This window comes from Streptomyces sp. NPDC104106 (assembly GCF_055584345.1).
Genome location: NZ_JBVJMF010000011.1, coordinates 21,843 through 40,961, shown reverse-complemented (window position 1 = coordinate 40,961; position 19,119 = coordinate 21,843). Strand labels below are relative to the sequence as shown.

19 protein-coding genes are annotated in these 19,119 nt (G+C 71.2%); 14 read left to right on the top strand and 5 right to left on the bottom strand.

The window, feature by feature from the left end:
• The first annotated feature begins 137 nt into the window (after positions 1 to 137).
• The 10 genes from ACZ60X_RS25045 (at position 138) to ACZ60X_RS25000 (ending at position 8,432) form a co-directional block, all read left to right on the top strand.
• Positions 138 to 1,073 carry a Rossmann-like and DUF2520 domain-containing protein gene (locus ACZ60X_RS25045; RefSeq protein ID WP_469602499.1) on the top strand — a complete coding sequence of 312 codons (936 nt, stop codon included), beginning with the start codon at positions 138 to 140 and terminating at the stop codon, positions 1,071 to 1,073.
• On the top strand, positions 1,073 to 2,074 hold the full coding sequence (panC, locus tag ACZ60X_RS25040; protein ID WP_469602496.1) for a pantoate--beta-alanine ligase: 1,002 nt from the start codon (positions 1,073 to 1,075) through the stop codon (positions 2,072 to 2,074). The genes ACZ60X_RS25045 and panC overlap by 1 nt, the downstream gene beginning before the upstream one ends.
• Positions 2,071 to 3,768 carry an L-aspartate oxidase gene (locus ACZ60X_RS25035; protein ID WP_469602493.1) on the top strand — a complete coding sequence of 566 codons (1,698 nt, stop codon included), beginning with the start codon at positions 2,071 to 2,073 and terminating at the stop codon, positions 3,766 to 3,768. Before panC ends, ACZ60X_RS25035 begins: the two co-directional genes overlap by 4 nt.
• A 37-nt stretch (positions 3,769 to 3,805) precedes the next feature.
• Positions 3,806 to 4,783, top strand: a complete 978-nt coding sequence (gene nadC / locus ACZ60X_RS25030) for a carboxylating nicotinate-nucleotide diphosphorylase (RefSeq protein WP_469602490.1) — start codon at positions 3,806 to 3,808, stop codon at positions 4,781 to 4,783.
• Positions 4,784 to 4,788: 5 nt separating this feature from the next.
• Positions 4,789 to 5,586 carry a type III pantothenate kinase gene (locus ACZ60X_RS25025; protein ID WP_469602487.1) on the top strand — a complete coding sequence of 266 codons (798 nt, stop codon included), beginning with the start codon at positions 4,789 to 4,791 and terminating at the stop codon, positions 5,584 to 5,586.
• A 185-nt stretch (positions 5,587 to 5,771) separates the two neighbouring features.
• On the top strand, positions 5,772 to 6,398 hold the full coding sequence (locus tag ACZ60X_RS25020; RefSeq protein WP_469603095.1) for a hypothetical protein: 627 nt from the start codon (positions 5,772 to 5,774) through the stop codon (positions 6,396 to 6,398).
• Positions 6,399 to 6,559: 161 nt separating this feature from the next.
• On the top strand, positions 6,560 to 6,739 hold the full coding sequence (locus tag ACZ60X_RS25015) for a hypothetical protein (RefSeq protein WP_469602484.1): 180 nt from the start codon (positions 6,560 to 6,562) through the stop codon (positions 6,737 to 6,739).
• Positions 6,740 to 6,906: 167 nt separating this feature from the next.
• Positions 6,907 to 7,350, top strand: a complete 444-nt coding sequence (locus ACZ60X_RS25010; RefSeq protein WP_469602481.1) for a BlaI/MecI/CopY family transcriptional regulator — start codon at positions 6,907 to 6,909, stop codon at positions 7,348 to 7,350.
• A 9-nt stretch (positions 7,351 to 7,359) separates the two neighbouring features.
• Positions 7,360 to 7,893, top strand: a complete 534-nt coding sequence (locus ACZ60X_RS25005; protein WP_469602478.1) for an amino-acid N-acetyltransferase — start codon at positions 7,360 to 7,362, stop codon at positions 7,891 to 7,893.
• Positions 7,894 to 8,096: 203 nt separating this feature from the next.
• On the top strand, positions 8,097 to 8,432 hold the full coding sequence (locus ACZ60X_RS25000; RefSeq protein ID WP_469602475.1) for a histone-like nucleoid-structuring protein Lsr2: 336 nt from the start codon (positions 8,097 to 8,099) through the stop codon (positions 8,430 to 8,432).
• On the opposite strand, the gene ACZ60X_RS24995 is transcribed toward ACZ60X_RS25000, so the two are convergent.
• Positions 8,411 to 9,097, bottom strand: a complete 687-nt coding sequence (locus ACZ60X_RS24995) for an SCO3374 family protein (RefSeq protein WP_469602472.1) — start codon at positions 9,095 to 9,097, stop codon at positions 8,411 to 8,413. The genes ACZ60X_RS25000 and ACZ60X_RS24995 overlap by 22 nt on opposite strands.
• A 468-nt stretch (positions 9,098 to 9,565) precedes the next feature.
• Here ACZ60X_RS24995 and ACZ60X_RS24990 point away from each other — a divergent pair, with 468 nt between their 5' ends.
• A complete protein-coding gene (locus tag ACZ60X_RS24990) occupies positions 9,566 to 12,091 on the top strand; it encodes an ATP-dependent Clp protease ATP-binding subunit (protein ID WP_469602470.1) in 2,526 nt (841 codons plus the stop codon).
• 80 nt (positions 12,092 to 12,171) lie between these two features.
• Here ACZ60X_RS24990 and ACZ60X_RS24985 read toward each other — a convergent pair whose 3' ends face one another.
• Positions 12,172 to 12,798 carry an HAD family acid phosphatase gene (locus ACZ60X_RS24985; RefSeq protein ID WP_469602468.1) on the bottom strand — a complete coding sequence of 209 codons (627 nt, stop codon included), beginning with the start codon at positions 12,796 to 12,798 and terminating at the stop codon, positions 12,172 to 12,174.
• 379 nt (positions 12,799 to 13,177) lie between these two features.
• On the opposite strand from ACZ60X_RS24985, the gene ACZ60X_RS24980 reads away from it, so the two are divergent.
• Complete coding sequence (locus tag ACZ60X_RS24980) at positions 13,178 to 13,729, top strand: M23 family metallopeptidase (protein WP_469603092.1); 552 nt, start codon at positions 13,178 to 13,180, stop codon at positions 13,727 to 13,729.
• Positions 13,730 to 13,882: 153 nt separating this feature from the next.
• Here ACZ60X_RS24980 and ACZ60X_RS24975 read toward each other — a convergent pair whose 3' ends face one another.
• A complete protein-coding gene (locus ACZ60X_RS24975) occupies positions 13,883 to 14,482 on the bottom strand; it encodes a TetR/AcrR family transcriptional regulator (RefSeq protein WP_469602465.1) in 600 nt (199 codons plus the stop codon).
• 126 nt (positions 14,483 to 14,608) lie between these two features.
• On the opposite strand from ACZ60X_RS24975, the gene ACZ60X_RS24970 reads away from it, so the two are divergent.
• Positions 14,609 to 16,201 (top strand): MDR family MFS transporter, encoded by a 1,593-nt coding sequence (locus ACZ60X_RS24970; RefSeq protein WP_469602463.1) that lies wholly within the window; start codon positions 14,609 to 14,611, stop codon positions 16,199 to 16,201.
• A 75-nt stretch (positions 16,202 to 16,276) separates the two neighbouring features.
• Here the strand turns inward: ACZ60X_RS24970 and ACZ60X_RS24965 are convergent, their stop codons facing one another.
• Complete coding sequence (locus tag ACZ60X_RS24965; RefSeq protein WP_469602462.1) at positions 16,277 to 17,029, bottom strand: SDR family oxidoreductase; 753 nt, start codon at positions 17,027 to 17,029, stop codon at positions 16,277 to 16,279.
• A 126-nt stretch (positions 17,030 to 17,155) separates the two neighbouring features.
• Between ACZ60X_RS24965 and ACZ60X_RS24960 the strand changes: the two genes are divergently transcribed.
• The gene (locus tag ACZ60X_RS24960; RefSeq protein ID WP_469602459.1) at positions 17,156 to 17,737 is read left to right on the top strand and encodes a TetR/AcrR family transcriptional regulator; all 582 of its coding nucleotides are present in this window, start codon (positions 17,156 to 17,158) and stop codon (positions 17,735 to 17,737) included.
• A gap of 24 nt (positions 17,738 to 17,761) precedes the next feature.
• On the opposite strand, the gene cseC is transcribed toward ACZ60X_RS24960, so the two are convergent.
• Positions 17,762 to 19,117, bottom strand: coding sequence for a two-component system sensor histidine kinase CseC (gene cseC / locus ACZ60X_RS24955; protein ID WP_469602456.1), 1,356 nt, complete (start codon positions 19,115 to 19,117; stop codon positions 17,762 to 17,764).
• Positions 19,118 to 19,119 lie beyond the last annotated feature (2 nt).

The window sequence follows — 19,119 nt, the reverse complement described above, 5'->3', positions numbered from 1 at the left end:
CCGTCCGCGGGCGTGTCGAAACCCACAGCCTGTGGACAACCGGCCGCCGCCGAACCGGATAGCGTTAACATGACGAGAAATCGTTCGGTACATCGTCCGGTACCCCGAGCGGACTGGAACGGGAAGGCCGCCGTCGCGTGAGTACAGTCCACCAGCCAGACCTCAAGGACCGCCCCGCGCGGCTCACCGTCGGTGTCGTCGGCGCCGGCCGCGTGGGCCCCGCGCTGGCCGCGTCCCTCCAGCTCGCCGGGCACCGCCCGGTGGCCGTCTCCGGCGTCTCCGACGCCTCCCGCAGGCGCGCCGAGACCATGCTCCCGGACGTGCCCCTGGTGCCGCCCGCCGAGGTTCTCCAGCGGGCCGACCTGGTGCTGCTCACCGTCCCCGACGACGCCCTGCCCGGCCTGGTCGCCGGCCTCGCCGAGACCGGTGCCGTACGGCCGGGCCAGCTGCTCGTGCACACCTCCGGCCGGTACGGCGTCGGGGTGCTCGACCCCGCCCTGCGCGCGGGCGCGCTGCCGCTGGCGCTGCACCCGGCGATGACGTTCACCGGCACCCCGGTGGACGTCCAGCGCCTGGCCGGCTGCTCCTTCGGCGTCACCGCGCCCGAGGAGCTGCGGCTGGCCGCCGAGGCCCTGGTCATCGAGATGGGCGGCGAGCCCGAGTGGATCAGCGAGGCCAACCGCCCGCTCTACCACGCGGCCCTCGCGCTCGGCGCCAACCACCTGGTCACCCTGGTCGCGCAGTCGATGGAGCTGCTGCGCACGGCCGGTGTGACGGCACCCGACCGGATGCTCGGCCCGCTGCTCGGCGCCGCCCTGGACAACGCGCTGCGCTCCGGCGACCTGGCGCTCACCGGGCCCGTCGCGCGCGGGGACGCCGGCACGGTCGCGGCGCACGTCACCGAGCTGCGCAAGCACGCCCCGCAGACCGTCGCGGGCTACCTCGCGATGGCCCGCGCCACCGCCGACCGGGCCCTCGCCCACGGCCTGCTGAAACCGGAACTCGCCGAGGACCTGCTCGGCGTGCTGGCCGACGGATCCGCCGGCACCAACGGCACCGAGGGGAACGCCTGATGACCGCCGCACTGCTGAGCACCACCGACGAGCTGCACGCGCGCGTGCGCCGTGGCCGCCGTGCCGTCGTGATGACCATGGGCGCCCTGCACGAGGGCCACGCGACCCTGATCCGCTCCGCGCGCGAGCTGGCCGGACCGGACGGCGAGGTCGTGGTCACCGTCTTCGTCAATCCGCTGCAGTTCGGCGCGGGCGAGGACCTCGACCGCTATCCGCGCACCCTCGAAGCCGACCTGAAGCTCGCCGAGCAGGCGGGCGCGGACGCCGTCTTCGCGCCCTCCGTGGACGAGGTCTACCCGGGCGGTGAGCCCCAGGTGCGCATCACCGCCGGCCCCATGGGCGAGCGCCTGGAGGGCGCCTCGCGGCCGGGCCACTTCGACGGCATGCTCACCGTCGTCGCCAAGCTGCTGCACCTCACCCGCCCCGACGCGGCCCTGTTCGGGCAGAAGGACGCCCAGCAGCTGGCGCTGATCCGGCGCATGGTGCGGGACCTGAACTTCGGTGTCGAGATCATCGCCGTACCGACCGTGCGCGAGCCGGACGGGCTCGCCCTGTCCAGCCGCAACCGCTACCTCTCGCCCGAGGAGCGCGACACGGCACTCGCGCTGTCCCGCGCGCTGTTCGCGGGCCGCGACCGGCACGCGGCGCAGGAGGCGCTGCGCGCGCGTGCCCGCGAAGTGCCCTCCACGCACGCGCGTGCCGAGGCGCTCAGCGCCCTGGGGGAGTCCCGCGCGGCCGCCGACGCGCACGCGGTGGCCACCGCGTCCCCCGGCGGTCCGGCCGCGGTCCGCGCGGCGGCCCGCCAGGTGCTGGACGAGGCCGCCCGGTTCCTCCCGCCGCTGCGGCTGGACTACCTCGCCCTGGTCGACCCCGCCGACTTCACCGAGATCGGTGACGACTTCACCGGCGAGGCCGTCCTCGCCGTCGCAGCCCGCGTCGGTACGACCCGGCTGATCGACAACCTCCCCCTGACCTTCGGAACCCTCGGAGCCGCCTCGTGACCAGCACAGGCATACGACTGCACGCGCCCGCCCCCGGGTGGAGCATCTCGGCGGACGTGGTCGTCGTCGGCTCCGGCGTGGCCGGCCTCACCGCGGCTCTGCGCTGCGAGGCCGCCGGGCTCACGACGGTCGTCGTCACCAAGGCCCGGCTGGACGACGGCTCCACGCGCTGGGCGCAGGGCGGCATCGCCGCGGCCCTCGGCGACGGCGACACCCCCGAGCAGCACCTCGACGACACGCTGGTCGCCGGCGCGGGCCTGTGCGACGAGGCGGCCGTACGGCTCCTCGTCACCGAGGGCCCCGACGCGGTACGGCGGCTGATCTCCACCGGCGCGCACTTCGACACCGACGGCGAGGGCGACATCCACCTCACCCGCGAGGGCGGCCACCACCGGCGCCGGATCGCGCACGCGGGCGGCGACGCCACCGGCGCGGAGGTCTCCCGGGCGCTCGTCGAGGCCGTACACGCGCGTGGGCTGCGCACGATCGAGAACGCGCTGGTGCTGGACCTGCTGACCGACACCGAGGGCCGTACGGCCGGTGTCACGCTGCACGTGATGGGCGAGGGGCAGCACGACGGCGTGGGCGCCGTGCACGCCCCCGCGGTGGTCCTGGCGACCGGCGGCATGGGGCAGGTGTTCTCCGCGACCACCAACCCGTCCGTGTCGACCGGCGATGGTGTGGCGCTGGCGCTGCGCGCGGGCGCCGAGGTCAGCGACCTGGAGTTCGTGCAGTTCCACCCGACCGTGCTGTTCCTCGGCCCGGAGGCGGAGGGGCAGCAGCCGCTCGTCTCCGAGGCGGTGCGCGGCGAGGGCGCCCATCTGGTCGACGCCGACGGCGTGCGCTTCATGGTGGGCCGGCACGAGCTGGCCGAGCTGGCGCCCCGGGACATCGTCGCCAAGGGCATCCTGCGGCGGATGCTGGAGCAGGGCGCCGAGCACATGTACCTCGACGCCCGGCACTTCGGCGCCGACATGTGGGAGCACCGCTTCCCGACCATCCTGGCCGCCTGCCGCGCCAACGGCATCGACCCGCTCACCGAGCCCATCCCGATCGCCCCGGCCGCCCACTACGCCTCCGGCGGCGTGCGCACCGACGCGCGGGGCCGTACGACGGTGCCCGGCCTGTACGCGTGCGGCGAGGTCGCCTGCACCGGCGTGCACGGAGCGAACCGGCTGGCCTCCAACTCCCTGCTCGAAGGCCTGGTCTACGCCGAGCGGATCGCCGCCGACATCGCGGCCGAGCAGGCCGGGAACGGCCTCCACGCGCGCGTGCCCGCACCGGTCCCGTACCCGGAGACCCCCGCCCACCCGCTGCTCGCCCCCGAGACCCGCTTCGCCATCCAGCGGATCATGACCGAGGGCGCGGGTGTGCTGCGCTCCGGGGAGTCCCTCGCGCGGGCCGCCGAACAGCTCCAGCAGCTGCACGTGCAGGCCCGTGACGCCCTGGCGGAGCAGGGCAAGACGGCCGAGCCCGGCGTCGACACCTGGGAGGCCACCAACCTCCTGTGCGTCGCCCGGGTCCTGGTCGCCGCCGCCCAGTTGCGCGAGGAGACCCGCGGCTGCCACTGGCGCGAGGACCGCGCCGAGCGCGACGACGCGAACTGGCGGCGCCACATCGTCGTACGGCTGAACCCCGACCGGTCCCTGGCCGTACGCGGCACGGACAGCGCAGACTTCCCCCCGACCCGGTAACACCAGCGAACCCAGCGCCCCAGGAGCAGTGACAGACGTGAGCACCGACGACCTTCCCCTCGTTCCCGCCGGCGGCTGCGGCGACGACTGCGCCTGCGGCGCCGAGGGCGACCACGAGTACCTGGAGTGCGGACTCGACCCCGCGCTCGCCGAGCTGCTGGCCGCCGCCGGGCTCGATCCGATCGAGGTCGAGGACGTCGCCAACGTCGCCATCCAGGAGGACCTGGACGGCGGCGTGGACGTGACGACCGTCGCGACCATCCCCGAGGAGGCCACCGCCACCGGCGACTTCACCGCGCGCGAGGCGGGCGTCGTGGCCGGCCTCAGGGTCGCCGAGGCCGTCCTGTCCGTGGTGTGCACGGACGAGTTCGAGGTCGAGCGGCACGCCGAGGACGGCGACCGGGTCGAGGCCGGCCAGAAGCTGCTGTCGGTCACCACGCGCACGCGCGATCTGCTCACCGCCGAGCGCAGCGCGCTGAACATCCTGTGCCGTCTGTCCGGCATCGCGACCGCCACGCGCGCGTGGGCGGACGCGCTGGAGGGCACGAAGACGAAGGTCCGCGACACCCGCAAGACGACCCCCGGCCTGCGCTCGCTGGAGAAGTTCGCCGTCCGCTGCGGCGGGGGCGTCAACCACCGCATGTCGCTGTCGGACGCGGCCCTGGTCAAGGACAACCACGTGGTCGCCGCCGGCGGCGTCGCACAGGCCTTCAAGGCCGTGCGGGAGACCTTTCCGGACGTGCCGATCGAGGTCGAGGTCGACACGCTGCACCAGCTGCGCGAGGTGGTCGAGGCGGGCGCCGACCTGATCCTGCTGGACAACTTCACGCCCGGCGAGTGCGCGGAGGCCGTCGGCATCGTCGGCGGCAGGGCCCTGCTGGAGGCCTCCGGCCGGCTGACGCTCGGCAACGCGCGCGCGTACGCCGACACCGGTGTGGACTTCCTGGCGGTCGGCGCCCTCACCCACTCCTCGCCGATCCTGGACATCGGCCTGGACCTGCGCGAGGCGGAGTAACGGCGATGCTGCTCACGATCGACGTCGGCAACACGCACACGGTCCTCGGCCTGTTCGACGGCGAGGACATCGTCGAGCACTGGCGCATCTCCACGGACGCGCGCCGCACGGCGGACGAGCTGGCGGTGCTGCTCCAGGGCCTGATGGGTATGCACCCGCTGCTCGGCGAGGAGCTGGGCGACGGCATCGACGGCATCGCGATCTGCGCGACCGTCCCCTCGGTGCTGCACGAGCTGCGCGAGGTCACCCGCAGGTACTACGGCGACGTGCCCGCGGTGCTCGTCGAACCGGGCGTGAAGACCGGCGTGCCGATCCTCACGGACAACCCCAAGGAGGTCGGCGCCGACCGGATCATCAACGCCGTCGCGGCCGTGGAGCTGTACGGCGGCCCGGCGATCGTCGTCGACTTCGGCACGGCGACCACGTTCGACGCGGTCTCCGCGCGCGGGGAGTACGTCGGCGGCGTCATCGCGCCCGGTATCGAGATCTCCGTGGAGGCGCTCGGCGTCAAGGGCGCGCAGCTGCGCAAGATCGAGGTGGCCCGGCCGCGCAGCGTGATCGGCAAGAACACCGTCGAGGCCATGCAGGCGGGCATCGTGTACGGCTTCGCCGGGCAGGTCGACGGGGTGGTCGAGCGGATGGCCCGGGAGCTGGCCGACGACCCGGACGACGTGACGGTGATCGCCACGGGCGGGCTCGCGCCGATGGTGCTGGGGGAGTCCTCGGCGATCGACGAGCACCAGCCGTGGCTGACGCTGATCGGGCTGCGCCTGGTGTACGAGCGCAACATGTCGCGGCTGTGAACCGGCCGGTGCCCTCTTCGCACGGCGCCGGTCTTCTCACACCCACGCGCGCGTGGGTGTGTCCGTGGCCCCGGTCGAGGGAAACCGGGAGCGACACGCGGCCGACACAGCATTCCGTTCCATCACTTTTGTCCGATTAGCGGTAGCGTCGCCGCATGCCCACGCCATACGGATCCCGCGGCGGCATGGCGTTCGGCGCGGAGGAGCTGCGTGTGCTCCGCCGCGCCCTCGCCCTCGCCCTCCACCCCGGTCAGGCTTCTGCCGGGGACGTCCAGGACTGTTTCCGGCTCGCCGAGTCGCTCGACGAGGCGATGCGCGAGGGGGCGAGACTGCGCGCGTTCCTGGTGGCGGACCTCGGCCGGTACCGGGCCGCCTTGCCGGGCGGCGCCGCCGGTTATCTCGCCCTCCTGGAGGAGGTGCTGGGGGCCGGGTACCGGCCGACGCCGCAGGACCTGGCCGCGCTGCGGGCGCTGGGCGGCAACCCCGCGGCCGCCGCACTGCTGGACCGCTGCCGGGCGCTGACCGAGCAGGACGTGCGGGCCCGGTTCGCGCAGGGCCCCCGGAGGGTGCCCGCCCCCGCCGTACCGCCCGCGAGGACGCGCCTGATGGCGCTCCCCGGGGGCTCGGCGCAGACTCCGGCCCAGGAGCCCGGGAGTCCCGGGAAACCCGCCGAGAAGCCCGATCCGCGCCCCGAGCCGGTCCCCGCCAAGCAGCCCCCGCCGCGACCCGACCGGCCCATCCCGACGCCGGGCGAGGTGTTCCCCCCGCGCCGCAAGCCCGCACCCCCACCGGAACAACTGGCCGCGGGCTGACCGCGCCGCTGTCCGCCGCGGCGGGACAGCCGTCCACCCTCGGGGAAGCCCCCGACCCGCCGACCCGCCGCGCCGCCGCATCCGCCCAGGTCCCGGGGGCGGGCGGTGCGGTTCGCGCACCCCGCCCCTTTCGCCCGTTCCCGCGTGGCTACTCTGGAGGCATGGACTACGTCTCCGCGCTCGTGCCCCCGGTCGTGATGGCCGTGTTCTTCATCGGTGTGGTCAGGGTGATCGTGAAGACCCAGGGCGGGGCCGCCAAGGCCAAGGAGGACGCGGCCGTGGACGCCGCCCTCGCCCGCGCGGAGAGTGCGGGCCAGGCCTCCGCCGCCGGCGACGCCTGAGCGACCTCACCCGGCGTACGACTCCCGCATCCCGGTGCGGCGCCGAGTCGTACGCCCTTTTTGTTCGCATTCGCGGGCCTAGTGCACGTCCGGCACGCCATTGCCGGGATCTCCCACTATTGTTCTGAGCTGTGCCTCGCCCATTGGGAGAACTCGAAGACGCGGTCATGACGCGGGTGTGGAAGTGGAACCGCCCGGTGACCGTTCGAGAAGTCCTGGAAGACCTCCAGCAGGAACGCTCGATCGCCTACACCACCGTGATGACGGTTTTGGACAATCTCCATCAGAAGGGCTGGGTGCGCCGGGAGGCGGAAGGACGGGCCTATCGATATGAGGCCGTCTCGACGCGCGCCGCGTACGCCGCCGCCCTGATGAACGACGCCTGGTCGCAGAGCGACAACCCGGCCGCCGCTCTCGTCGCCTTCTTCGGGATGATGAGCGCGGAACAGCGCCAGGCCCTGCGGGACGCCGTGCGCATCGTCCAGGGACCGGAAACCCGGGAAGCCCCCGAAGCCGCCGAACCCCGGCAAGAGGAAGCCGGGCGACAGCAGCCCGCCGGACCCGCGCAAGAGCAGAACCCCGGCTCGGCAGAGGGTGGCGCCGGGCGATAACGTCCGCACATGTCAGCAGAGCACCCCGAAGTCTCGGCAAAAGCCATCACCGTCCGCCGGGCGCGGACCAGCGATGTCCCGGCCGTACGTCGCCTCCTCGACGCCTACGCGCGTGACCGCATCCTGCTCGACAAAGCCACCGTCACGCTTTACGAGGACATCCAGGAGTTCTGGGTCGCGGAACGCGACGACAACGCCGAGGTGGTCGGCTGCGGTGCGCTGCACGTCATGTGGGAGGACCTCGCGGAAGTCCGCACCCTCGCGGTGAAGCCGGGTCTCAAGGGCGCCGGCGTCGGGCATCAGTTGCTGGAGAAGTTGCTGGAGACGGCGCGCTGGCTCGGGGTTCGGCGGGTTTTCTGCCTGACCTTCGAAGTGGACTTCTTCGGGAAGCACGGCTTCGTGGAGATCGGGGAGACGCCCGTCGACACCGATGTGTACGCGGAGCTGTTGCGTTCCTATGACGAGGGCGTCGCCGAGTTCCTCGGTCTCGAACGAGTGAAACCGAACACCTTGGGCAACAGCCGGATGCTTCTGCATCTGTGATCGTCATTGCCCGGGTGCCCTATGTCCGAAACGCGCATGTTTCCGGGCGGTGGCGGGCCGCTGGTGCTCTCCCAGGGGTTTGTGTTTTTCCGGCAAAAGCGGTTTGCTTTCCGGCGTAGTGCAGTACTGCATATAACAGGGGCGGCGAAACGGCGGACGCCACACACCCCTGGCCCTCAACGTTATCGATGAAAGGAAATCCGGTGGCACAGAAGGTTCAGGTCCTTCTTGTCGACGACCTCGACGGCGGCGAGGCGGACGAGACCGTCACGTTCGCGCTGGACGGCAAGACGTACGAGATCGATCTCACGACCGCCAATGCGGACAAGCTGCGTGGGCTTCTGGAGCCCTATGTGAAGGGCGGCCGTCGTACCGGGGGCCGTGCCTCTGGCGGACGCGGAAAGGCGCGTGCCGCTTCCGGTGGCAGCCAGGACACCGCGGCGATCCGCGCGTGGGCGAAGGAGAACGGGTACGAGGTCAACGACCGCGGCCGTGTTCCGGGGAACATCCGCGAGGCCTACGAGAAGGCCAACGGCTGATCCCGCCGCACGGCGGGCGACGGCCCGGCGCACGCGCGCCGCAGCTGGGCGCGGTGACATGCCACTGCCACCGTGTCCACCAGCCGCACGAGATCGGGGACGCTCCCCTCGCGTCCCACGGCAGACAGCGCCGGCAGCGAGGCCTCGACCTCGCATCCCGGCCCGGGGGGCCGCAGCCACACGGCGGCCCCCCGCACGCGACCGGTCACCGGTAGGGACGACATCGGCGCCTGTGGCGCGCTCCCGGCCGCCTCCGCCCCGGCCGGCGGCACTGGTGCCTCCAGTACGTCGCCCGCGCCCAGCGCCCGCAGATCGAGGGTGACGGCGCTCCACTCCAGCCAGTCCAGCAGCCCCGGCAGCTCCTCCGCGCTGCCCGCGGCCACCAGCAGTTCCATCCGGTCGCCCCGCAGGGCCACCGGAGAGCCCGGTGCGAGACGCCGGAGCGCTCGCGCGCCCGCCTCGGCCGGTACGTCCAGGACGTCGAACCGCACGCCCGTGACCAGCCGCAGCGGCTGTCCGGGCACGGTCGCCCACCCCAGATCGTTCTCGTACCAGTGACGAGCCCGAGCGGCCGGGTCGGCGCAGGCTTCGGGTCGCCGGGCGAGGGGCCTGCGGGGAAGGGGAACGGTGTGGACGTCGAGGTGCGCGGGGGTCGTGGACGTCATGCGCGTCATGGGGGTCCGCCTGCGTCGTGGGGGTCGTGCCAGGTGCAACCGGTGAAACGGGCGTGGAGTTACGTTGCGTGTTCAAGCGGATGCGCTGCGTGCCTGAAAAGGGGGCGAGTGGGGGTCGGGGGAGGCGCGGGGTTGTTCGCCCATAGCGGAGCGAACGGGGGCGCACGGCATGGAGTGTCAGCGTCCGCGGGTAAGACATGCCTAGTGGGAGGGGGCGACACGCAGGGCCGGCTGTCTCACGTTCGCCATCGGCGTACTGGCGATGGGGGTAACTACCTGGCCTGCGGGAACATCGTCTCGCACCATCAGGTTGGAGCAGATGTCGGCGTTCGGGGTCAGGAGGCCAAGGACGGTGTCGGCAGTTGGAATGAGCGGTCCCCGCTTGCGGGACTAAGCTGCGGAAGGACAGGGAGGGGAAGTTCCCCCCCACTGCCTGACCGCTCTGAGGAGCGATTAACGATGTTCGAGAGGTTCACCGACCGCGCGCGGCGGGTTGTCGTCCTGGCTCAGGAAGAAGCCCGGATGCTCAACCACAACTACATCGGCACCGAGCACATCCTCCTGGGTCTCATCCACGAGGGCGAAGGTGTCGCCGCTAAGGCCCTGGAGAGCCTCGGCATTTCGCTTGAGGCGGTCCGCCAGCAGGTGGAGGAGATCATCGGCCAGGGCCAGCAGGCCCCGTCCGGTCACATCCCCTTCACCCCCCGTGCCAAGAAGGTCCTGGAGCTGTCGCTCCGCGAGGCCCTTCAGCTGGGCCACAACTACATCGGCACGGAGCACATCCTGCTCGGCCTGATCCGCGAGGGCGAGGGCGTCGCCGCCCAGGTCCTGGTCAAGCTGGGCGCAGACCTCAACCGGGTGCGGCAGCAGGTCATCCAGCTGCTCTCCGGTTACCAGGGCAAGGAGACCGCCGCCGCCGGCGGGCCGGCCGAGGGCACGCCCTCGACCTCCCTCGTCCTGGACCAGTTCGGCCGGAACCTCACCCAGGCCGCTCGTGAGTCCAAGCTCGACCCGGTCATCGGGCGCGAGAAGGAGATCGAGCGGGTCATGCAGGTGCTGTCCCGCCGTACCAAGAACAACCCGGTGCTGATCGGTGAGCCCGGCGTCGGCAAGACCGCCGTCGTCGAGGGCCTCGCCCAGGCCATCGTCAAGGGCGAGGTGCCCGAGACGCTGAAGGACAAGCACCTCTACACGCTGGACCTCGGCGCCCTGGTCGCCGGCTCCCGCTACCGCGGTGACTTCGAGGAGCGCCTGAAGAAGGTGCTCAAGGAGATCCGCACCCGCGGCGACATCATCCTGTTCATCGACGAGCTGCACACGCTGGTCGGTGCGGGTGCCGCCGAGGGCGCCATCGACGCGGCTTCCATCCTGAAGCCGATGCTGGCCCGCGGTGAGCTGCAGACCATCGGTGCGACCACGCTGGACGAGTACCGCAAGCACCTGGAGAAGGACGCGGCCCTGGAGCGCCGCTTCCAGCCCATCCAGGTCGCCGAGCCGTCCCTGCCGCACACGATCGAGATCCTCAAGGGCCTGCGCGACCGCTACGAGGCGCACCACCGCGTCTCCATCACGGACGAGGCCCTGGTCCAGGCCGCCACCCTGGCCGACCGGTACATCTCCGACCGCTTCCTGCCGGACAAGGCGATCGACCTGATCGACGAGGCCGGTTCCCGGATGCGCATCCGCCGGATGACCGCTCCGCCGGACCTGCGCGAGTTCGACGAGAAGATCGCCGCCGTCCGCCGGGACAAGGAGTCCGCGATCGACTCGCAGGACTTCGAGAAGGCCGCCTCTCTCCGTGACAAGGAGAAGCAACTGCTGGCCGCCAAGGCGAAGCGGGAGAAGGAGTGGAAGGCCGGCGACATGGACGTCGTCGCCGAGGTCGACGGCGAGCTGATCGCCGAGGTCCTCGCCACGGCCACCGGCATCCCGGTCTTCAAGCTGACCGAGGAGGAGTCCAGCCGCCTGCTCCGCATGGAGGAGGAGCTGCACAAGCGGGTCATCGGCCAGAACGACGCCGTCAAGGCGCTGTCGAAGGCGATCCGTCGTACGCGCGCGGGCCTGAAGGACCCCAAGCGTCCGGGTGGTTCGTTCATCTTCGCCGGCCCGTCCGGTGTCGGTAAGACCGAACTGTCCAAGGCGCTCGCCGAGTTCCTCTTCGGTGACGAGGACGCGCTGATCTCCCTCGACATGTCGGAGTTCAGCGAGAAGCACACGGTCTCGCGTCTCTTCGGTTCCCCGCCCGGATACGTGGGTTACGAAGAGGGCGGCCAGCTGACCGAGAAGGTCCGCCGCAAGCCGTTCTCCGTCGTCCTGTTCGACGAGGTCGAGAAGGCCCACCCGGACATCTTCAACTCGCTGCTGCAGATCCTGGAGGACGGTCGCCTGACCGACTCCCAGGGCCGGGTCGTGGACTTCAAGAACACGGTCATCATCATGACGACCAACCTCGGCACCCGGGACATCTCCAAGGGATTCAACCTCGGCTTCGCGGCCTCGGGTGACACGAAGACCAACTACGAGCGCATGAAGAACAAGGTGTCGGACGAGCTGAAGCAGCACTTCCGCCCCGAGTTCCTCAACCGCGTCGACGACGTGGTCGTCTTCCCGCAGCTGACGCAGGACGACATCCTGCGGATCGTCGACCTGATGATCAGCAAGGTGGACGAGCGCCTGAAGGACCGGGACATGGGCATCGAGCTGTCCCAGTCCGCCAAGGAGCTGCTGTCCAAGAAGGGTTACGACCCGGTGCTGGGCGCGCGTCCGCTGCGTCGCACGATCCAGCGCGAGATCGAGGACACGCTCTCGGAGAAGATTCTCTTCGGCGAGCTGCGCCCCGGTCACATCGTGGTCGTGGACACCGAGGGCGAGGGCGACGCCCAGACCTTCACCTTCCGCGGTGAGGAGAAGTCGGCGCTGCCCGACGTCCCGCCGATCGAGCAGGCGGCCGGCGGTGCCGGACCGAACCTGAGCAAGGAGGCGTAAGCCTCCGGCGGATCAGCCGAACAGAGAAGGGGCCGGTGCGGACAGCGCCGGCCCCTTCTCCATGGCTGGAACCCCGCGGCTTACGACAACTGCCCGTTGTAGTCCGGCAGTTTGAAGGTCTTCTCGGCGTGGCCGCCGGAGAGGTCGGTGGCGCTGTTGCCGATGTTCGCGATGATCGTGTAGCCCTTGTTCTCGATGTCGACGCGCTGGGCCGTCTTGTAGGCGGCGACGTCCTTGAAGAGGTCGCTCAGGCCGCGGACGTAGAGACCGGAGACGTCGTAGCCGTCGTACTCCAGGTTCCATTCGGTGGGCTCTTCGATGATGCCCGGGCGGGCGGTGACGAAGAAGAGGGAGACGCCGTGCTCCTGGGCGTACCGTGCGACGTTCAGGACGGGCTTGTTGGCCGGCTGGGGGTAGCTGAAGCCGAAGTCGGTCTCCAGCGTCGTGTTGTCGACGTCGAAGACGATCGCCTGCTTCTCGCCGGGCCTGGCGGCGGCGATGCGCTCCTGCAGGTACGGCAGGGCCTGGTCCATCACCGCCTGGCAGTCCTTCTGCCAGGTCGCGTAGTCCACCTTGGTGGCGGAGGCGGAGGCTGGGACGGTGGCGCTCGCGGCCTGGGCCGGGGCGGCCAGTGCGATCAGGGCGGTCAGGGCGGTCGCGGAAACGGCGGTGGCGGTGACGCGGCTGGCCCAGGGGGCTCTGCTCATCGGTGGTGTCCTCTCGCGCGGTGGGCGGCCTGAATGTCAGGGACATGATCTGTGACGCGGGTGGCGCGCGGGGAACCGTAGGGTTACCAGGGGGTAGGTGCCGAGAGGTGCCCGTCACGTTTCCGCCATCGTCGGCGTGGGGTGCCGGTGATAAGCCGCACAGGCGCGAGGGCCCCTACGAAGCTGGATAGGGCCCCGTTTGCCAGGCAAATTCCAGTAAAAGCGATGGTAAAGAAGGGGGATTTACAGTCTTCTACTACTGAGTGCCGTATTTGGGCGTTTTGGGGTGTGTGGGGTGCTGGACTGCCAAGGGATGGCCGCCGGGCGGGACGTCTGTTCGCCGGGTGGCGGTCCTGTCTTTCGAATGCACGAGGTTCCGATGTTCCAGCGCGCCACGTCCCGCTCTTTCCGTACGTCCTCGCTTCGCGCCCGGACGGCCGTCCTGGCCGCCACGGTCGGGGCCGCGGCCGTCGTGGGGACCGGGGCCGCGAGCGCGGCCGCGCCGTCCGCCGCCTCCTGGGTCGACCCGGTGAAGAAGTACACCCTGTCGGCCCGGTTCATGCAGTCCGGTGCCATGTGGCAGGCCAAGCACAGCGGGCAGGACTTCGCCGTGCCGACCGGCACCGAGGTCGTCGCCGTGCACGGCGGTACCGTCGTCAAGGCCGGTCCGAACGGCGCCGGCGACGGTCCCGCGTACGGCAACGCCGTCGTGATCAAGCACGGCACCGGCACCTACTCGCAGTACGCGCACCTGTCCCGGATCGACGTCAGGGCCGGCCAGGTGGTCGCCACCGGCCGGCGCATCGCGCTGTCCGGCTCCACCGGCAACTCCAGCGGCCCCCACCTGCACTTCGAGATCCGTACGAATCCGGGCTACGGCTCCGCCGTCGACCCGGTCGCCTTCCTGCGCGGCAAGGGCGCGGGCCGCTGAGCCGAGCGGCTTCGGCGAAGCCGGCGCGGTTCCGCGGCGCCCCGAAGAGGCGCGGGGCCGCGCCGATCTGCGGCTCCGCCGCGTGGGCGCGACAGGCCGCGACGGACCCGCGGTCGCCCGACGGCAGGTCGCGGCCACTGCCCGTGGAGCGCCTCAGTGCCGCCGGCAGGCGTGCTCGTGCGCCTGTGTGATCAGGTCCATGGCGACCGCGAGAGTGGCCTCACGCCTTTTCTCGCGGTCGCCCTCCACGTCGTTCATCGCGAACATCCCGGCGTGCAGGGTGAACATCGCGCTGACGGAGCGCACCTGGTCGACCAGGTCGGCGTCCCGGTCGACGAGGATGTCCCGCAGGCCGCGCATGCGGTCCTTGAAGGTGTCGCCGATCTGCAGTTCCCGCACCGTCGCCTGGTTCTCCTGCATGAAGCGGAACAGCGGCTCCGCGCCGGCGAGTGCCTCGCTGTAGCGCCGGATGATCTCCCGCTTGGTCTCCAGGGTGGACGGCTGCTCCCGGCCCCAGTCGATCAGCTCCTGCATCGGCTTCGTCAGGTCCGCGAAGAGACTGACGATGATCTCTTCCTTCGTCTTGAAGTGGTAGTACAGGGCTGCCTTCGTGACGTCGAGACGCTCGGCGATCTCACGCAGAGAGGTCTTCTCGTAGCCCTGCTCCGCGAAGAGTTCGAGCGCCACGTCCTGGATGCGCTGGCGGGTGTTGCCGCGGCGCTGCTGCTTCGTGCCGTCCATGGTGCCGCCCATCCTCGTACTCCTCGCACTCCCACGAAACTTACTTGACGCCCGGCTAGTAACAGGACTACCTTCCCGAGTGTAGCTAACTAGCCGGGCGGCAAGTAAGTAGAAGCCGCAGGGGGAATGGAAAGAAAGATGGCGGACACCATAGAAAACGCCACCATGGGTCAAAAGCCCACAGATAAGGGCAAAAAGCCCAGGAGCGTCCGGGTCGTCCTGCTCGCGCTGATGATCGCGATGATGCTCGCGATGCTCGACAACATGATCGTGGGTACGGCGATGCCGACGATCGTGGGTGAACTGGGCGGCCTGGAGCACCTGAGCTGGGTGGTCACCGGTTACACCCTGGCCACCGCGGCCTCGACCCCGATCTGGGGCAAGCTCGGCGACATGTACGGGCGCAAGGGGTCCTTCCTCAGCTCGATCGTGATCTTCCTGGTCGGCTCCGCGCTCAGCGGTATGGCCCAGAACATGGGCCAGCTCATCGGCTTCCGGGCCGTGCAGGGCCTCGGCGCCGGCGGTCTGATGGTCGGCGTGATGGCGATCATCGGCGACCTGATCCCGCCGCGGGAGCGCGGCAAGTACCAGGGCATGATGGCCGGCGTCATGGCGCTGGCGATGATCGGCGGCCCGCTGGTCGGCGGCACCATCACCGACAACTGGGGCTGGCGCTGGGCCTTCTACATCAACCTGCCGCTCGGCGCCGTCGCGCTCGCGCTGGTCAGCGCCGTGCTGCACCTGCCGAAGAAGCGGGCCAAGGCGGGCATCGACTACCTCGGTGTCGTGCTGCTGACCGTCGGCATCACCTCGATCGTGCTCGTCACCACCTGGGGCGGCAGCCAGTACGCCTGGACCTCCGCGCGGATCATGGAGCTGATCGGCATCGGCGTGGCCACGCTGGTCGGGTTCGTGTTCTGGCAGACCAGGGCCGCCGAGCCGGTGCTGCCGCTGCACATCTTCAGGAGCCGCAACTTCACGCTGATGTCCTTCATCGGCTTCATCACCGGTTTCGTGATGTTCGGCGCGACGCTCTACCTGCCGCTGTACCAGCAGTCGGTGCAGGGCGCCTCCGCGACCAACTCCGGCCTGCTGCTCCTGCCGATGCTCGGCGCGATGCTGGTGACCTCGATGGTCGCGGGCCGGGTGACCACCAACAGCGGCCGCTACAAGGCCTTCCCGATCGTCGGCGGTGTGCTGATGACCGCGGGACTGTACCTGCTGTCCACCATGGGCGCCGGCACGACCCGGCTGACCTCCGGCGTCTACATGGCCGTCCTGGGTCTCGGCATGGGCTGCCTGATGCAGATCACCATGCTGGTCGCGCAGAACAGCGTGGAGATGAAGGACATGGGCGTGGCGTCGTCGTCCACCACCCTGTTCCGTACGCTCGGCTCGTCCTTCGGTGTCGCCATCATGGGCGCGCTGTTCAACGACCGGGTCAAGCACGTCATGGCCGAGCGGGCCGGTGCGGCCGGCAAGCACATGACCGAGAAGAGCGCGGCGCTGGACGCCAAGAGCCTGAGCAAGCTGCCGCCGGTGATCCGGGACGCCTACCAGCACGCCGTCTCCGCCGGTACGCACTCGGCGTTCCTGCTGGGCGCGGGGATCGCGGTGCTCGTGCTGGTCGCGGCGGTGTTCGTGAAGGAGGTCCCGCTGCGGGGCGCCGGCGGCGGGCCTGCGCAGAAGAGCGAGGATGCGGCGCCGATGCCGATGGTCGAGGCCGTCTGACCTCGTCCCGAGCCGAAGACCCCGGTTGGTGTCCGCCCCGGGGTCTTCTGCTTTGCGCGCGCCCGCGCCCCGTGCTCAGCGGCCCGTGGCCAGGGTCGCTCCGCCCGTCGCCTCCAGGACGACGCCCGTCATGAAGCCGTTGGTGGCGAGCAGGTGGATGGCGAGGGCGATGTCCTCGGGGCGGCCGACCCGGCCCACCGGGGTGGTCGCGGCGAGGCCGTCGAAGAGGGCCGCGCGCCGCTCGGCGGGTACGCCGTCCCACCAGGGCGTGTCGACGACGCCCGGCGAGACCGCGTTGATCCGCAGCGGGGCCAGCTCCACGGCGAGCGGCGGGACGACGGCCTCCAGGGCGCCGTTGATCGCGGCGAGGCCGGCCGTGCCGGGCAGGGCGGCGCGGGCGGAGGCGGCCGTCACCAGGGTCACCGAGCCGTCGCGGCGCAGCGCGGGCAGCGCGGCCTGGAGCGTCTGGACGTGCGGCCAGAACTTGCCGTCGAATCCGGCGGCCAGCTCGGCGAGGTCCAGCTCGGCGAAGGGGCCGCCGCCCTTGCTGCCGCTGAGGGCGACGACCAGGTGGTCGACGGTGCCGCAGGCGGCGAAGAAGGCGTCCAGTGCGGCGCGGTCGGCGCCGTCCAGCCGGTACGTGGAGACCTTGCCGCCGATCCGCTCCGCCGCGGCGTCGAGGCGGGCCTGCCCGCGGCCGGTGACGACCACCTCCGCGCCGTCCGCCGCGAAGGCCGCGGCCGTCGCCTCGCCGATGCCGGAGCTGCCGCCCATCACGACGACACGCTGTCCGGCGAGCGGCTGCACAGGGGTGTTCGCAGTGGTCATGACTGGCTCTCTCCCGAGGTCCACCGGGTTCCGGGCCCTTTGCCGAGAACGTCGGTCTCGTTAGAGAATTGCCGAGACCGCTAGTCTCGTCAAGGCTGGATGCGCCGAGTCGGAGAGGATGGGTCCGTGCACGACAGCAACGAACCCCGCCCGCACACCGGACGGCGCCGCAACGAGGCCGCGCGGCGGGCGATCCTCGATGCCGCGCTGGACCTGCTCGCCCACGCCGACGGCGCGCCGGTGAGCGTGGAGACGATCGCGCGGGCGGCGGGCGTGGGAAAGCAGACCCTCTACCGGTGGTGGCCGTCGAAGGGTGCCGTCCTGCTGGACGCGCTGACCGACCGCGCCGCCCAGGACGTGCCCGCGCCGGACACCGGGAGCCTGCGCGGGGACCTACGGGCGCTGGCCGTCGCCACGTTCGAGGCGTCCCAGCGGACGCCGACCGGGCCGGCCCTGCGGAGCCTCGTCCGGGAGGCGGCGCGCGACGCGCATCTGGCCGAGCTGATGCGGACGTTCACGCAGGCGCGGCGGGACGCGGTGCGGCACGTGCTCGAACGGGGGCGTGCGCGGGGGGAGTTGGACGCCGGCAGGGATGTGGATCTGCTGGTGGACCAGTTCTACGGGTTCTTCTGGTACCGGTTTCTGCTGGGGCACGGGCCGTTGGACGGGGACACGGCGGTGAGGTTCGCCGACGATCTGCTGCGCTGAGCGCCGTCGGAACAGCCCCGCCCCTCAGGACGTGCCCCCCGACAACGGCAGCAGAGGATAGCTGCCCGTCGCCGTCGGCGCGTGCTCCGGGAGCCACAGGACCGCTACAGCGCCCTCGGCCGGGAGGTGGGGCGGGGAGCCGGCGGGGCGGATGTTGCGGAAGGTGAGACGGGCGCCGAGGACGCGGGCCTGGCCGGCCGCGATCGTCAGACCGAGGCCGTGGCCCTGGCCGGCGCGGTCCTTGCTGCCCGTGCGGAAGCGGCTCGGGCCCTCCGCGAGGAGTTCCTCGGGAAAGCCGGGGCCGTGGTCCCTTATCCGGATGACGCGGCCCTCGACGGTCACCTCGACCGGCGGGCGGCCGTGCCGGGCGGCGTTGGCGAGGAGGTTGAACAGCACGCGCTCCAGGCGGCGCGGGTCGGTGGTGACCTCCGACTCGTGCACCACCCGTACGGCGATGTCCGGGTCCTTGGCCGCCACGCGCCGGGAGACGAACTCGCCGAGCATGATGTCCTGCAGCTCGGCCCGCTCCGAGGCGCCGTCGAGCCGGGCGACCTCCAGGACGTCCTCGACCAGCGTGCGCATCGCCTTCGCCCGGTCCAGGACCAGTTCCGTGGGGCGGCCGGGGGGCAGGAGTTCGGCGGCCGTGAGCAGGCCGGTCACCGGGGTGCGCAGTTCGTGGGCGATGTCGGCGGTGACCCTGCGCTCCGCCTCCAGGCGCTGCTGCAGCGCCTCCGCCATGGCGTCCACCGCGCGTGCGAGATCGTCGGTCTCGTCCCGTACGACCCCGCCAATCTCCTCGCGCACCCGCACCTCGGTCTCGCCCTTGGCGACCCGGTTCGCGGCGACCGCCGCCTTGCGCAGTCGGCGGGAGAGCTGGCCGCCGATCAGCACGCCGAGCGCGCTGCCGCCCAGCACGACCGAGACGGAGCCGATGACCAGCGCCTGGTCGAGTTCGTTCAGCATCTCGGCCGAGGGGCCCGGCAGGTGGCTGTGGTACGACAGCACGTGCCCGTCCTTGACCGGCACGGCCGCCCAGATGTCCGCGATGCCGCCGTGGTCGGAGACGTCGCTGACCATCCGGCCCTGTTCGAGCTTCTCGCGCAGGGCGTCGGGCAGTCGGGGGTCGTCGAGCTTGATGTTGGGGAAGTTGGGGCGGCGGTTCAGCTCGTAGTTGCGCTGGGCGATCTGGACGCGGTCGTTGGCCAGCTGACGCGCGTTGTCCAGCATCGACACCCGGGCCGCGTTGTGCACGACCAGACTCAGCATGATCGCCACGAGCCCGGCCACCAGGGCGATGGCCGCGCTGAGCTTCCATCTCAGCCCGGTGCGCAGGTTCGCCTGCTCCATGAGCAGCATCGGCCGGCGGAGGAACCCCCTCATGC